The 15,409-nt window shown below is 62.8% G+C and carries 12 protein-coding genes; 7 read left to right on the plus strand and 5 right to left on the minus strand.

Translation table 11 applies throughout. The features are described from left to right. Positions 1 to 72: 72 nt before the first annotated feature. Positions 73 to 1,056, plus strand: coding sequence for an N-acetyl-D-Glu racemase DgcA (dgcA, locus tag NL532_RS19565; protein WP_023829927.1), 984 nt, complete (start codon positions 73 to 75; stop codon positions 1,054 to 1,056). On the opposite strand, the gene NL532_RS19570 is transcribed toward dgcA, so the two are convergent. Together NL532_RS19570 and NL532_RS19575 are read right to left on the minus strand one after the other, a co-directional pair. Further along, a complete protein-coding gene (locus NL532_RS19570; protein ID WP_023829928.1) occupies positions 1,027 to 2,241 on the minus strand; it encodes an MFS transporter in 1,215 nt (404 codons plus the stop codon). The genes dgcA and NL532_RS19570 overlap by 30 nt on opposite strands. A 104-nt stretch (positions 2,242 to 2,345) precedes the next feature. Further along, complete coding sequence (locus tag NL532_RS19575; RefSeq protein ID WP_023829929.1) at positions 2,346 to 3,161, minus strand: UDP-2,3-diacylglucosamine diphosphatase; 816 nt, start codon at positions 3,159 to 3,161, stop codon at positions 2,346 to 2,348. 120 nt (positions 3,162 to 3,281) lie between these two features. Between NL532_RS19575 and NL532_RS19580 the strand changes: the two genes are divergently transcribed. Both NL532_RS19580 and NL532_RS19585 read left to right on the plus strand, forming a co-directional pair. Further along, a complete protein-coding gene (locus NL532_RS19580; RefSeq protein WP_023829930.1) occupies positions 3,282 to 4,061 on the plus strand; it encodes an SDR family oxidoreductase in 780 nt (259 codons plus the stop codon). Between the two features lie 159 nt (positions 4,062 to 4,220). Further along, entirely contained in the window at positions 4,221 to 6,545 is a 2,325-nt protein-coding gene (locus tag NL532_RS19585) for an NADP-dependent malic enzyme (protein WP_023684938.1), read from the plus strand. 5 nt (positions 6,546 to 6,550) lie between these two features. Here NL532_RS19585 and NL532_RS19590 read toward each other — a convergent pair whose 3' ends face one another. Beyond that, positions 6,551 to 7,171 carry a DUF1287 domain-containing protein gene (locus tag NL532_RS19590; protein WP_031204252.1) on the minus strand — a complete coding sequence of 207 codons (621 nt, stop codon included), beginning with the start codon at positions 7,169 to 7,171 and terminating at the stop codon, positions 6,551 to 6,553. A gap of 203 nt (positions 7,172 to 7,374) precedes the next feature. On the opposite strand from NL532_RS19590, the gene NL532_RS19595 reads away from it, so the two are divergent. Beyond that, a complete protein-coding gene (locus NL532_RS19595) occupies positions 7,375 to 8,571 on the plus strand; it encodes a DUF2865 domain-containing protein (RefSeq protein ID WP_023711450.1) in 1,197 nt (398 codons plus the stop codon). On the opposite strand, the gene gltX is transcribed toward NL532_RS19595, so the two are convergent. After that, positions 8,489 to 9,862: a glutamate--tRNA ligase gene (gene gltX, locus NL532_RS19600; RefSeq protein ID WP_023684934.1), complete on the minus strand. Its 1,374-nt coding sequence runs from the start codon at positions 9,860 to 9,862 to the stop codon at positions 8,489 to 8,491. The genes NL532_RS19595 and gltX overlap by 83 nt on opposite strands. A gap of 732 nt (positions 9,863 to 10,594) precedes the next feature. Between gltX and NL532_RS19605 the strand changes: the two genes are divergently transcribed. Genes NL532_RS19605 through NL532_RS19615 form a run of 3 tightly spaced genes read left to right on the plus strand, consistent with a single transcriptional unit; the run spans position 10,595 to position 14,777 of the window. Next, positions 10,595 to 14,359: a vitamin B12-dependent ribonucleotide reductase gene (locus tag NL532_RS19605; RefSeq protein WP_023829931.1), complete on the plus strand. Its 3,765-nt coding sequence runs from the start codon at positions 10,595 to 10,597 to the stop codon at positions 14,357 to 14,359. 6 nt (positions 14,360 to 14,365) lie between these two features. Next, positions 14,366 to 14,566, plus strand: coding sequence for a type II toxin-antitoxin system HicA family toxin (locus NL532_RS19610; RefSeq protein ID WP_023669047.1), 201 nt, complete (start codon positions 14,366 to 14,368; stop codon positions 14,564 to 14,566). Positions 14,567 to 14,570: 4 nt separating this feature from the next. Continuing rightward, positions 14,571 to 14,777 carry a type II toxin-antitoxin system HicB family antitoxin gene (locus tag NL532_RS19615; protein ID WP_023669048.1) on the plus strand — a complete coding sequence of 69 codons (207 nt, stop codon included), beginning with the start codon at positions 14,571 to 14,573 and terminating at the stop codon, positions 14,775 to 14,777. A gap of 23 nt (positions 14,778 to 14,800) precedes the next feature. Here the strand turns inward: NL532_RS19615 and NL532_RS19620 are convergent, their stop codons facing one another. Then, positions 14,801 to 15,406: a hypothetical protein gene (locus NL532_RS19620; RefSeq protein ID WP_245259856.1), complete on the minus strand. Its 606-nt coding sequence runs from the start codon at positions 15,404 to 15,406 to the stop codon at positions 14,801 to 14,803. Positions 15,407 to 15,409 lie beyond the last annotated feature (3 nt).

Raw genomic sequence — 15,409 nt, forward strand, 5'->3', positions numbered from 1 at the left:
CCTGTTTAGCCTGACGGGTCGTACCTGTCGATTTGCCGACGACGCGTTGTCGCATAGCCGGAGCAGAAAATTATGGCGCGTGTCATTTCGGTTGAGGCCGAGCGTTTTCCCATTGCCGGCACCTTCACCATCTCGCGCGGGTCGAAGACCGAAGCCGAAGTCATTACCTGCACGATCAGTGATGGGGACAATCGCGGATGGGGCGAATGCGTCCCCTACAAGCGCTATGGCGAGACCATGGAGGGGGTGCGCGACGCCATCGAGGCCATGCGCCGGCAGATAGAAGGCGGCATCAGCCGCAAGGAACTGCTCGATGCGATGCCGGCGGGTGCTGCCCGCAACGCCATCGATTGCGCCTTGTGGGACCTGGAGGCCAAGATCAGCGGCGTTGCGGTCGCGGACGCCATCCACGTTGTGCCCTTGTCGGCGCTGGAGACGGCCTACACGCTGTCGCTGGGCGAGCCGGAGGCAATGGCGGCGCAAGCCCGCGCCAATGCCGGGCGGCCGCTGCTCAAGGTCAAGATTGGCGGCGACAACGACATGGCCCGCATCCGCGCCGTGACCGAAGCGGCGCCCGACAGCCGCATCATCCTCGACGCCAATGAAGGCTGGATCGATGCCAACATCATCGAGAATCTCGCTTTCGCCGCCGAACATGGCATAGCCCTGATCGAACAGCCGCTTCCCGCCGGCCATGATGCCATCCTGCGCCACATCGCGCATCCGGTGCCGATCTGCGCAGACGAAAGCCTCCACGAGGCGAAGGACCTCGAAGCGCTTGTCGGCCTCTATGACGCCGTCAACATCAAGCTCGACAAATCCGGCGGCCTGACCGCCGCCCTTACCCTTCGCGACCGCGCCCGGGAGCTGGGATTCGGCGTGATGGTCGGCTGCATGGTCGGCACGTCGCTGGCGATGGCGCCGGCAGTGCTTTTGGCGCAAGGCGCCGACTTCGTCGACCTCGACGGTCCGCTGCTGCTTGCCCGCGACCGCCAGCCCGGCCTCGTGTACCAGGGGTCGCTGGTGTTACCGCCTGACAGGATGCTGTGGGGCTGAACGCGCGGCGAGCCCGATCAGCGCCAGGCCGACGATGGCGATCGGGATCATCGCCAGGAAGCCGTCGACGCCGTAGCGCTCATAAAGCGGGCCGGACGCCAGCGTCACCGCCGCCATGAAGAAGCCGTTGAAGAAATAGGCAATGCCTTGCGCCGCACCCGTGCGTTCTTCCGAAACCGTTTCGCCGATCATCTTCTGCAGGCCGATCAACACCATCGCCACCGACACCGAATGCAGGGTCTGGACGCCGAAGAAACCGGCAACGCCAAGCCCGAGTGGCCAGATCAACGGAAAGGCGATCCAGCGCACGATGGAGCCGACGCCGGCGATCAGCATCACCTTGACGACTGAGACGGAGGCAAAAATACGGTTGAAAAACACGAACATGCAGACCTCGGCCACCACGCCCCAGGCCCACAGCAGGCCAACGACGGAATCGCTGATGCCGACCGATTTCCAGTAGATTGAGACAAAGCCGTAGAGGAAGGCATGGCTGGCGGTGATGATGCCGACGCCGAGGGTGAAATACAGGAAATACGGATTGAGAAGGCTCGGCGCCTGATGCTGGATGTCGGCGGCAGATAGCGGCGAAGCCCGGCGCGGGCGGCCAAGCCGCGGCGCCAGCAATCCGGCGACGAGCGCGGCAGACAATGCCGCAAAGATGATTACCGGCACGGCCTGCGGGCTCGTCCAGGCGAGGATAAAGCCGCCTGCGACATTGGCGCAGAGATAGGATATCGAGCCCCATTTGCGCATCGCGGTGTAGTTCGAGCCAAAGCGGCGCACACCCGACAGCGCGAGCGAATCGGCGATCGGCGAATGCGGCGTCCACACCACCGTCAGCGCCAGCGATACGGCAAGCACCATGGCGTAGGTCGGGTTGAGGAAATAGCCGGCGGAAAGCACCATCGTCGCGGCCACCAGCGCGATATAGACATCCGCCCTGTCCTTCGCCCGGTCGGCCAGCGCGGTCAGCAGGGGTGTTGTCACCACGCGCAGGAACATCGGCGCCGCCAGGATGATGGCGATCTGCTCGGCGTGGAAACCCTGCGCATGCAGCCACAGCGGGAAATAAGGCACATGCGTTCCCAGGGACATGAATAATGTCGCGAAGATCAGGCTCATGCGCAGTTCGAAATGGCGCGGCTTGACGAGTTGTTTGGGCGAGAGCGGCGGCAGCGACATGAATCGATCCAATTACGCTGCACAAAGGGCTGCAACGCAGATCGATCCCTTAACATGCGCGAAAGCGGTCCGAAACTGCCTGGACCAGTCGATTAACAGGAGGGTTATGCCGCTTCGACGACCCTGTCTTCGATCAGCAAGGGGATGAACGGCTCGTCCGGTGCTTCGGGCAGCACCAGCGCCCAGTGGATGATCTCCATCTTGCCATCGAAATGTTCGACCACCGCCGTGCAGCTCTCCACCCAGTCGCCGGTGTTGATGTACTGCACATTCTCATAAGTCTCGATCGCGGCGTGATGGATGTGGCCGCAGATGACGCCGTCGACATGCGAGCGGCGGGCCTCCTCGGTCAGCACGGTCTGGAACGAGCCGATGAAGTTGACCGCCTTCTTGACCTTGACCTTAGCCCAGGACGAGAACGACCAGTAAGGGAGACCCAGCAAATGGCGGAGCTTCGTCACCACACGGTTGACCATCATCGCGGCGTCATAGGCGTAGTCGCCGAGATAGGCCAGCCAGCGCGCATTGTGGACGACGGTGTCGAATTGGTCGCCATGGATGACCAGCAGGCGCCTGCCATCGGCGGTTTCGTGGATGGCGCGGTCGGCAACGACGATGCCGCCGAAATGCACGCCTTGGAACTGGCGCGCGAATTCGTCGTGATTACCGGCGATATAGGTGATCGAGGTGCCCTTGCGCGCCTTGCGCAGCAGTTTCTGGACGACGTCATTGTGGCTCTGCGGCCAGTGCCAGCTGCGCCGCAGACGCCAGCCGTCGACGATGTCACCGACGAGGTAGATGATATCGGCGTCGTGATACCGCAGGAAATCGATCAGGAACTCGGCCTTGGCCGCCTTCGATCCGAGATGCAGGTCGGATATGAACATGCTGCGGAAAGTGCGGGTTTCTGTACCGGACATCAGATCGTCACCGTTGCTTTCGCGCAGGCTATGCCCCGATTCATGCAACAACCGTATGACGGTTGCGATTGGGCCAGCCAAAGGGCTAGCGTGCCGCGCCATTCACAGGAGAAAATCGTCATGGATCTCGGCATCAAGGGCAAGAAAGCCATCGTCTGCGCATCGAGCAAAGGGCTGGGCCGCGGCTGCGCCATGGCGCTGGCCGAGGCCGGCTGCGATCTCGTCGTCAACGGCCGCAATGCCGAGCTGCTGGCAAAAACCGCAGCCGAACTGCGCGAACGCTACGGCGTGAAGGTGACCGAGACCGTCGGCGACGTCTCGAAACCCGACGTGCAGCACGCGCTCCTTGCCGCCTGCCCCGACCCGGATATCCTGGTCAACAACAATGGCGGCCCGCCCTTGCGCGATTTCCGCGAGCTCGACCGCGCAAAGATTCTCGAGGGCGTGACGCAGAACATGGTGACGCCGATCGAACTGGTGCAGGCCGTGATCGACGGCATGGCCAAGCGCGGCTTCGGCCGCATCGTCAACATCACCTCGCTGTCGGTCTACGTCCCGATCCCCGGCCTCGATCTGTCGTCCGGCGCGCGCGCCGGGCTGACTTCGTTCCTGGCCGGCGTGGCGCGCACGGTGATCGACCGCAACGTCACCATCAACAGCCTGCTGCCGGGCAAGCTCGACACCGACCGGCTGCGCGGCCCGCATGAGGCCGGCACGATGGAAGACCCGGCAGCGGCCGCAGCGCGCAAGACCCGCATCAGCGCCGACGTTCCGGCCAAGCGGCTCGGCACGCCGGAAGAGTTCGGCCAGATCTGCGCCTTTCTGTGCTCGGTCCATGCCGGCTATCTCACCGGTCAGAACATCCCGGTCGATGGCGGCCTCTATGTCAGCGCGTTCTAAAGGGCTCGATGGATAATCGGCAGGATTTCAGCGCAATTATTTGAAATAGTTCGATATTTCCGGCCCCGGTTGTTTTAGCCGCCCTTGCGTTATTTGGCGTCGCGAAAAACCATTTTTGCGTGCTAAAAGGCTGCAAAGCAGGTTTGAGGGAGCGGCCGCATGGAAGGCGAGAACAAGAAAACGGCACGTTCGGACCTCGACGAAGCCGCCCTCTACTTCCATAAGCATCCAAGGCCGGGAAAGCTCGAGATTCAGGCAACCAAGCCGCTCGGCAACCAGCGCGATCTGGCGCTGGCCTATTCGCCGGGTGTTGCCGCGCCCTGCCTCGAAATCCGCGACAATCCGGCAACCGCGGCCGATTATACAGCGCGCGCCAATCTGGTCGGCGTCGTCTCCAACGGCTCGGCCGTGCTCGGGCTCGGCAATATCGGCCCGCTCGCCTCCAAGCCGGTGATGGAAGGCAAGGCGGTGCTGTTCAAGAAATTCGCCGGCATCGACGTCTTCGACATCGAGATCGACGCGCCGGGCATAGAGCGCATGGTCGAGACGATCTCGGCGCTGGAGCCGACTTTCGGCGGCATCAATCTCGAGGACATCAAGGCGCCCGAATGCTTCGAGGTCGAGGCGCAGTTGAAGGCCCGCATGGGCATTCCCGTCTTCCATGACGACCAGCATGGCACCGCCATCATCGTCGCCGCCGCCGTGCTCAACGGGCTGGAATTCGCCGGCAAGACCATTTCCGACATCAAGATCGTCACCTCAGGCGCCGGTGCGGCAGCGCTCGCCTGCCTCAACCTGTTGGTCTCGCTTGGCGCCAAGGTAGAGAATATCTGGGTCACCGACCGCTTCGGCGTCGCCTACAAGGGCCGCACCGACGAGATGGATCGCTGGAAAGACCCCTATGTGAAGGACACCGAGGCGCGCACGCTGGCCGATGTGATCCCTGGCGCCGACGTTTTTCTCGGCCTGTCGGCCGCCGGCGTGCTGAAGCCGGAATTACTTGATCATATGGCGCCTAAGCCGTTGATCCTGGCGCTGGCCAACCCCAATCCCGAGATCATGCCGGAGGTCGCGCGCGCCGCCCGTCCCGACGCGATGATCTGCACCGGCCGTTCCGATTTTCCCAATCAGGTCAACAACGTGCTTTGTTTTCCTTACATCTTCCGCGGTGCGCTGGACTGCGGCGCCAGCGCCATCAACGAGGAGATGAAGATGGCCGCGGTCAGGGCAATTGCTGCCCTTGCCCGCGAGGAACCATCCGACGTCGCCGCCCGCGCCTATTCCGGCGAGACGCCGATCTTCGGACCCGACTTCCTTATCCCCTCGCCCTTCGATCCCCGCCTGATCCTGCGCATCGCGCCGGCGGTGGCCAAGGCTGCCTGCGACACCGGCGTCGCGACCCGGCCGATCACCGACTTCGCCGCCTATATCGACCAGCTCAACCGCTTCGTCTTCCGCTCCGGCCTGGTGATGAAGCCGGTGTTTTCGTCGGCCAAGGCGTCGACCGCCAAGCGCGTCATCTATGCCGACGGCGAGGACGAGCGCGTGCTGCGCGCAGCCCAGGTGGTGCTGGAGGAAGGCATTGCCGAGCCGATCCTGATCGGCCGCCCGCATGTCATCGAGGTCAGGCTGAAGCGCTACGGCCTGCGTATCAAGCCGGGCGTCGATTTCGGCCTGATCAACCCTGAGGACGATCCGCGCTACCGCCATTATGTCGACCTGTTGATCGAGCTTGCCGGCCGGCGCGGCGTGACGACGGAGGCCGCGCGCACCATGGTGCGCACCGACAATACGGTGATTGCGGCACTGGCGCTGAAGCGCGGCGATGCCGACGCCATGATCTGCGGCCTCGAGGGCCGTTTCGAGCGGCATCTGCGCAATGTGACGCTGGTCATCGGACCACGCGCAGGCGTCAAGGACCGCGACCTGTCGACGCTGTCGATGCTGATCTCCCAACGCGGCATCATCTTCCTCACCGACACCCATGTCTCGGTCGACCCGACGGCCGAGGAGATCGCCGAAATGACCATTCTGGCGGCCGAGGAAATCCAGCGCTTCGGCATCGAGCCGAAGGCAGCGCTGCTGTCGCATTCGGATTTCGGCTCGCGCGATTCTCCCAGCGCGCTGAAGATGCGGCAGGCGGCGGCGATCCTGGCGCGCGTTGCGCCCGACCTGCAATGCGACGGCGAGATGCATGCCGATTCAGCCCTGTCGGAGCATCTGCGCCAGCGCGTCTATCCGCATTCGCGGCTGAAGGGCGAAGCCAATCTCCTGGTGTTCCCCAACCTCGACTCCGCCAACATCACGCTGACCGCGCTGCGCACGATGATGGACGCGCTGCATGTCGGGCCGATCCTGCTTGGCACCGACAAGCCGGCGCATATTTTGACCCCGTCAGTGACCTCGCGCGGCGTCGTCAACATGACGGCGCTTGCGGTGGTCGAGGCGGCGCACAAGGCGCAGGCGGTGGTTCATTTCGGCTGAGTTTCTCACGCAGGCGCGAAGCGGTAATGCCCGGTCTGCTTGAAGGCGAACAGCGTGTCCTCCTCGCGGGCGCCCGCCCCGATATTGTGGATGACCAGCGCTCGTTCCGGCACGTCCGCCGAGCGTTCGGATGAGACGATGATGATGTGCGGCAGGTTGCCGGGCAGCATCTGGGTGACGATATCGCCCGGCTGAAAGTCGGGAGGATACTCGCTGGCGGGCAAGGAAACTCCGTTGCGCCCGAAAAATGCGGCAAGATTGCCGACCCGTCGGTGGTCGATGTTGCGGTCGGTCGCTTTCAGGCCCCAGGTCTTGGGGTAGGCGGCGAAATTGGCGGCCATATCCTCATGCACCAGTTTCTGCAGGTCGAGCTTGAAGGCGCGGCGATAGGCGCGGACAATGACGTCCGTGCACACGCCTCGATCCGGCGCGACATCGCCGCCGGGATAGTCGAGGCGGACATAGGTCGGGTCGTAGAATGTGGTGACGCCGATCTGCTCACGCGCGGCTTCGACCAATTTGCTGCGCCAGTCCGGAGCGGCTGGATTTTCCTGCGCCAAGGCTGCGGGCGCCGCCAGGCCCAGGAGGCCGAACTGCAGTGCGGTTCGACGGGTAATCGCGGTCATGCCAGCTCCCCGGGGCATTGCTGGATCGTGGGATAATTCCGGGGCGATTGCGCCTTTTTCATGCAGCGGTGAGATCGCACAGTTGCCGCTCTATCCAAACGCCTCCTGCAACGCGTCTATGGGCTAAGACCATCTTTGGTTGTAGATTGAGGGAACGGTTAACCGCGAATCCGGTAGACAGGCAGGCAAGCGGGGTTCGGGCAATGACGGGCGGACGATGGAGGCTGAAGCACCTGGCTGCGCTGCTCGGAGCGCTTGTGCTTTCGGCCGTCGCCACCACTGAACCGCAGGCCGCCTCCCGCGTTTGCCGTCAACTGGAAGCCGAGCTTGCTTCTTCATCGAATGGCGGCGGCAATTCCAGCATGGTGCGGAAGTATGACAAGGCCATCTCCCGCCAGTTCGAACAGCTATCAAAGGTGCGCGGTCGTGCGAGCGATGCGAATTGCGGGTTTTCGCTGTTTTCGCGCAATGTCAGCCAATGTGCTGCGCTGAACAGCAGCATCGATCGCATGAACGCCAATCTCGATGCGTTGCAAGCCAAGCGCGCGCAGCTTGCCGGCGGCGGCTCGCGGCGCGACCGCGGCCGCATCCTGGCCGCGCTCGACGCCAATGGCTGCCGTGACGAGCCCGCGCCGCGCCGGGAGCCGCTGCAGGAAGCCAGCCGCGAACCCGACGACGGCAATCTGTTCGACCAGCTTTTCGGCGGCAACCGGCAGATCGACACGCTCGATCAGCCCGATGATCCCGGCGAGGAGCGCAATGTGCGCCGGGTGCTCAATCAGCCCGGCGTGCCGGATTTCCCGACGGTCGGCGGCGAGTTCCATACGAGCTGCGTGCGCACCTGCGACGGCTATTTCTTCCCGATGTCGAACTCGGCTTCGCTCGGCGATTTCGAGCGCGACCAGAAGAATTGCGAATCGAGCTGCCCCGGCACCGAAATGCAGGTGTTCTATTCGCGCGGCATGGAAGACGATTCGGCCAACATGACGTCGTCGGTGACCGGGAGGCCCTACAGCGAGTTGCCTACCGCCTATCTCTACAAACAACCCAACCAGTCGCGGCCGCAGGCATGTGGCTGCAACGCGCAGGCCGGAAATTTCAAGATCATCGGCGGTAACCCGCCACCGCCCGAGCAGTTTCAGCCCGATATTGAGACCACGCCGTTCATTCCGGTGCCGGCGGCCAAACCCGATCCGGGCGCGGATCCGGAGACGCTGGCGAACGTACAAGGCGGGCTCGACCGCGCCGCCATCAAGCGCCTTGCCGTCAAGCCGGTGGTGTCGCCGGTGTCGCTGATCCCGCCGGACCAGCGCAAGGTCAGGGTCGTCGGGCCAGCGTTCCTTCCCGACCCAGCAGCGGCAATAGATCTGCAAGCTCCGGCCCGGAAGCAAGTCCGGTAAGCGCCAGCCTGAGCGGCATGAACAGCGCCTTGCCCTTGCGGCCGCTGGCTTCCCTGATCCTGGCCGTCCAGTCTTTCCAGACCGTACCGGTCCACGGCTCTTCCGGCAACAGGTCGAAGGCCTGCTGCAGGAAGTCGCGATCCTCGTCGGAAAATTCCGGCGCGGGCTGCGGGCCGTCGGCAAGGATGCGCCACCAGCCGACCGCGTCGCTCAGCCGGTCGAGATTGCCGCGCACCGCCAGCCAGAACGGCTCGGCCTTGTCGCCGGAGATGCCGAGCACGATCAGCCGATCCCGCGCCTCGGAAAACGGCATGTGGTGCATGAGCGCACGATTGAGCACGAACAGCTCGTCCGGGTCGAATTTGGCCGCCGATTTCGACGTGGCGGCGGGATCGAAGCGCGCGGCCAGTGCCGGCATGTCATGCACCGCTGCGACATTTTCCGAGGTGCCGACAAGGACGGCCAGCGAAGCCACAGCCATCGGTTCGATGCCCTCCTCGCGCAGGCTTTCGATCGACAGCGCACCGCTGCGCTTCGACAGGCCCTCGCCCGAGGCCGTGGTCAAGAGATTGTGGTGGCCGAAGACAGGCGGCTCGGCGCCCAATGCCTTGAACAGCGCGATCTGCACGCCGGTGTTGGTGACGTGGTCGTCGCCGCGGATGACATGACTGACCCCCATCTCGATGTCGTCGACGACCGAAGGCAGCGTGTAGAGATAAGTGCCGTCCTCGCGCCGCAGCACCGGATCGGACAGTGAGGCCAGATCGACGGTTTCCTCGCCGCGCACCAGATCGTTCCAGTGCACTTCGGTGCGTTCGGGCTGCAGCGGATCGCTGGTGAAATTCGGCAGCAGAAAGCGCCAGTGCGGCCGGCGGCCATCGGAGCGGTATTCGGCGATCTGCTGCTGCGAAAGCGCCAGCGCCTCGCGGCCATAGACCGGCGGCAGGCCGCGCGTGCGGCGCACCTTGCGGCGCAGGTCGAGTTCTTCGGGGGTCTCGTAGCAGGGATAGACAACGCCGGCTCTCTGCAGCCGCTCCACCGCCGCGTCGTAAGTTTCGAAGCGCCGCGACTGGTATTCGGTGGCGTCGGGAAAAATCCCCAGCCAGTGCAGGTCGTAGAGGATGGCGTCGGAAAATTCCTGCCTCGAGCGGGCAATGTCTGTGTCGTCGAAGCGCTGAATGAAACGGCCCTTGTTGTTCATGGCAAACAGCCAGTTGAACAAGGCGGTGCGGGCATTGCCGATATGAATGCGGCCGGTTGGTGAGGGGGCAAAACGGACGGTAACTGTCATGGGCGGGGCGTAACGGATGCTCTTGGAATTGACAAGACGCGCCCCCGCGCGACGCCAAAGACATAATGCACGCCAGCTAAAATGAAAAGGCTGTGAGCCAGAATCCGGCCGGGCCTGTCTCGGGTGAACCGCTCACCAGCGGTCCACGCCGGCAGAATCGGGCTTTCCTCAGCCGCTTTTTGTCCCCGTTATCCACATATGTGACACACAAGATGTTGGGGTCACAAAAGCTACGCAAACGAATCCTTGACGACGCAAACCGAGTCGCCTTTTATGTGCCATGTGCTCTTGTTGAGGGCGCGACCGGAGAGTTTCGAGCCCGGTCATTTTTCCCGGATTTTGTGCGTTTTGGCCATGATTTCCGCCTGTTTACGAGGCTGGCGGAAGCGTTGGATCGTGGGGGCTTCGGGAGCGAAAAGGGAGATTTGTCGGACTGGAATAAATTGTCTGTTAACACTATATTTAGTGTTTGCAGGCAAGTTCGACGCTAGATAATGTGAATTTCCCTCGGTCGAGGGAATCGAGGAAAAATTCAGTTTTGAGGGAACCGCAGGGTTCGGCGCAGAGTTGGAACAGCGGCTTCGTAAGAAGCTCGACCGGCAAGGCGACGAAGACTGCCACAAGGAGAGCCGGTGTTTTCGAACGCCGGCAGACGGCGGACATGCGCGTTTCGCATTGGGGGCAGAAATCCCCGGGGAAAAGCGCTATATATAGACAAAAGGGACCGGACCAATGCGCATCGAGCGTCGTTTCACCAAGCCAGGCCAATCAGCTTACGCGGAGATCGAATTCCGCAAGGCGCTTTCGGAGATCAAGAATCCGGACGGCTCGGTGGTGTTCCGCTTGGACAATATCGATGTGCCGGCGCAGTTCTCGCAGGTTGCCGCCGACATCCTGGCGCAGAAGTATTTCCGCAAGGCCGGCGTGCCCGCGCGCCTGAAGAAGGTCGAGGAGAACGACGTCCCCTCCTTCCTGTGGCGCTCCGTCGCCGACGAGGCCGAGCTTGCCAAGCTGCCGGAAGCCGAGCGCTACGGTTCCGAAATCGACGCCCGCCAGGTCTTCGACCGGCTGGCCGGCACCTGGACCTATTGGGGCTACAAGGGCGGCTACTTCAAGTCGGAAGAAGACGCGAGCGCCTTCCGCGACGAACTCGCCTATATGCTCGCCACCCAGCGCGTTGCGCCGAACTCGCCGCAATGGTTCAACACCGGCCTGCACTGGGCCTACGGCATCGATGGTCCGAGCCAGGGCCACTATTATGTCGACCCGTTTACCGGCAAGCTGACCAAGTCGAAGTCCTCCTACGAGCATCCGCAGCCGCATGCCTGTTTCATCCAGGGCGTGCAGGACGATCTCGTCAACGAAGGCGGCATCATGGACCTGTGGGTGCGTGAAGCGCGTCTGTTCAAATATGGCTCGGGCACCGGCTCCAATTTCTCGATGCTGCGCGGCGAAGGCGAAAAGCTGTCGGGCGGCGGCCGTTCGTCCGGCCTGATGAGCTTCCTCAAGATCGGCGACCGCGCGGCGGGCGCCATCAAGTCGGGCGGCACCACGCGTCGTGCGGCCAAGATGGTCATTGTCGACGCCGACCATCCCGATATCGAGGAATTCATCGACTGGAAGGTCAATGAAGAGCAGAAGGTGGCGTCGCTGGTCACCGGCTCCAAGATCGTGAAAAAACATCTCGAAGCGATCATGAAGGCCTGCATCAACTGCGAAGGCCATGATGACGACTGCTTCGACCCGTCGATCAACACCGCGCTGAAGCGCGAGATCAAGGCGGCCAAGAAGTCGGCCGTGCCGGAGAACTACATCTACCGTGTCATCCAGTTCGCCAAGCAGGGCTACACCTCGATGTCGTTCAAGACCTACGACACCGACTGGGATTCCGACGCCTACCTCACCGTTTCCGGCCAGAACTCCAATAATTCGGTGTCGCTGAAGGACAATTTCCTGCGCGCCGTCGAGGACGATGCCGACTGGCACCTCACCGCCCGCAAGGACGGCAAGGTGCTGAAGACGCTGAAGGCGCGCGACCTGTGGGAGAAGATCGGCTACGCCGCCTGGGCTTCGGCCGATCCGGGCCTGCATTTCAACACGACGATGAACGACTGGCACACCTGCGCTTCGGCCGGTGCGATCCGGGCCTCCAATCCGTGCTCGGAATACATGTTCCTCGACGACACGGCCTGCAACCTGGCCTCGATCAACCTGCTGCCCTACCGCAATGCCGACGGCACGATCGACATCGCCGCCTACGAGCACACGGTGCGGCTGTGGACCGTCGTTCTCGAAATCTCGGTGATGATGGCGCAGTTTCCGTCGAAGGAGATCGCCAAGCAGTCCTACGAATACCGCACGCTCGGCCTCGGCTATGCCAACATTGGCGGCCTGCTGATGACGTCCGGCATTCCCTATGATTCCGACGAGGGCCGCGCCATCTGCGCAGCACTCACCGCCATCATGACCGGCGTCGCCTATGCCACCTCGGCCGAGATGGCCGGCGAGCTCGGCGCCTTCGCCGACTACGACCGCAATGCGCAGAACATGCTGCGCGTCATGCGCAACCATCGCCGTGCCGCCTATGGCGAAAAGCAGGGCTACGAGAAGCTCGCCGTCAATCCGGTGCCGCTGGTCGCGTCCGACCTGAAGCAGCAGGAACTGGCCGCGCACGCCAAGGCTGCCTGGGACCGCGCCATCGAACTCGGCGAAGAGCATGGCTACCGCAATGCGCAGGCGACCGTGATTGCGCCGACCGGCACGATCGGCCTGGTCATGGATTGCGATACCACCGGCATCGAGCCCGACTTCGCGCTGGTGAAGTTCAAGAAGCTTGCCGGCGGCGGCTATTTCAAGATCATCAACCGCGCCGTGCCGGAAGCGCTGCGCACACTGGGTTACTCAGAAAGCCAGATCGCCGAGATCGAGGCCTATGCGGTCGGTCACGGCAACATGAACCAGGCGCCGGCGGTCAACCCCGGCTCGCTCAAGGCGAAGGGCTTCACCGACGACAAGATCGCGGCGCTCAATGCAGCACTGAAGTCGGCCTTCGACATCAAGTTCGTCTTCAACCAGTGGACGCTCGGCGCCGACTGGGTGAAGGAGACGTTCGGCTTCACCGACGAGCAGCTCAACGACTTCTCGTTCGAGATGCTGCCGGCGCTCGGCTTCTCCAGGAAGGACATCGAAGCCGCCAACATCCATGTCTGCGGTGCGATGACGCTGGAAGGCGCGCCCTTCCTCAAGGCCGAGCATCTCGCGGTGTTCGACTGCGCCAGCCCGTGCGGCAAGATCGGCAAGCGCTCGCTGTCCATCAACAGCCACATCCAGATGATGGCGGCGGCACAGCCTTTCATCTCCGGCGCCATCTCCAAGACCATCAACATGCCCAACGATGCGACGGTGGAAGACGCCAAGGGCGCCTACATGCTGTCGTGGAAGCTGGCGCTGAAGGCCAACGCGCTCTATCGCGACGGCTCGAAGCTGTCGCAGCCGCTCAATTCGTCGCTGCTCGCCGACAGCGAGGACGACGAGGACGACGCGGTCGAGCAGTTGATCGCGGCGCCCGCTTCACAGCGTGCCGTGCAGGTCACCGAGAAGATCGTCGAGCGCGTCATCGAACGCCTCTACCGCGATCGTGAAAAACTGCCGAATCGCCGCAAGGGCTACACCCAGAAGGCAGTCGTCGGCGGCCACAAGGTCTACCTGCGCACGGGCGAATTCGACGACGGCCGCATCGGCGAGATCTTCATCGACATGCACAAGGAAGGCGCCGCTTTCCGAGCGATGATGAACAACTTCGCCATCGCCATCTCGCTTGGCCTGCAATATGGCGTGCCGCTCGAGGAATTTGTCGAGGCCTTCACCTTCACCAAATTCGAGCCGGCCGGCATGGTGCAGGGCAACGACGCGATCAAGAATGCGACGTCGATCCTCGACTACGTGTTCCGCGAACTCGCCGTGTCCTACCTCGGCCGCCACGACCTCGCCCATGTCGACCAGTCGGATTTCGACAAGACGGCGCTCGGACGCGGCATCAACGAAGGCAAGGCGACGCCGTTCTCGAAGGGCCTTACCCGCGGCGCCTCGCCGGTCAAGTTGGTGTCTGGCCTAGGTGGCGAACCCAAGGGTTTTGCCGGATCACCTGCCGCGGCCCCGGCCCGGGTCACTCCAACTGCGTTCTCAGGCTCCAACGTGTTGGCGCTTAAACCAGCAAGCGACGAAGCCATCGCCTACAAGCGCGACTATGAGGAGCGAGCCAAGGAACTGGTCGAAGATATTGTTTCCGAGGAGGCAGCCGACCTCACCGGTTTGTTCACCGACGAAGCAGCGAAAGAAGCGGCCGAGGCAAAGGCGCTTGCCTCCACGCGCCGTCAGCAATCCTTGATGCAAGGCTACACCGGCAACGAATGCTCGGAATGCCACAACTTCACCATGGTGCGGAACGGAACGTGCGAGAAGTGCGATACTTGTGGATCGACGAGCGGGTGCAGCTGAGAACTCATGCCGCCTCGGCTTACAGTCCGCGAAGTCATTCGCCTGCTGGAGACCGACGGTTGGTATCTGGTTGCAACCAAGGGCAGCCATCGCCAATATAAGCACAAAACCAAAGCCGGCCGCGTCACCGTGGCCGGCAAACCGTCTGAAGAGGTTGCGCCAGGAACACTGAACAGCATCCTCAAGCAGTCCGGTTTGAAGGAGTGATTGTATGCGTTACGCGGTGGTGATTGAAAAAGCAGGCAACAATTTCTCTGCCTATGTGCCGGACCTACCCGGCTGCATCGCAACTGGTGCTACCGTGCCAGAAGTAGAAATCGAAATTCGCGACGCTATACGCTTTCACATCGAGGGCTTGCGTGCCGATGGGCTGGAGGTGCCCAAAGGAATCAGTCTCGCGGAATACGTAGAGGCATAAGCGGTAGCCTTCAGGACAACATCCTATCCCGGCACCCGCAGCGTCTGATCGTCGAACAGCGGCTCGTCCTGCCCCGCCCGAACGAACAGCACCCTCCGCCCCTCACCCGCCGGCGCCTCGAAATACTGAATACCATCCGGCATTTCGCCCCAGTCGCCGCAGGGCGGTTCGGGAACTTCGTCATTGGCTAGCGCCTTCAGCTCTTTCGCATAGGCAGCATCGGGGCTGAATGTGTAGCGTTTGACGCCCGCGGGCACGGTGCCCTCGGTGTAGGGCGTCAGCACGCAGCGGGCGCTGACTGATTTGTCGGTCTTTTCCAGCAACAGGCGCAACACCGCGGCCTCGGCGGTTTCGCCTGATTTGATGTCGAACACCTCGACCAGCGGATCGGGCGCGCCGCCATCGCTGTATTTGATGGCGAGCGCGTTGCCGACGAATTCGAAGTGGATCTGGCGAAAACCGAAATCGCAGCGCTGCACCCAGGCGGCCAGCCCAACCGTCTTGTCGGCCATTTTTTCCCAGACGCATTTGTCGATCGGCGGGCGCGATGGCGCCGGCTCGTCCGCCCGCGCTGCGGCTGATATCGTCGCCGAGGCAAACAGCGTGCAGATCCAGACAATCGGTCTCATGGC

Origin of the sequence: Mesorhizobium sp. C120A (assembly GCF_030323105.1) — a bacterium.
Lineage (GTDB): Bacteria > Pseudomonadota > Alphaproteobacteria > Rhizobiales > Rhizobiaceae > Mesorhizobium.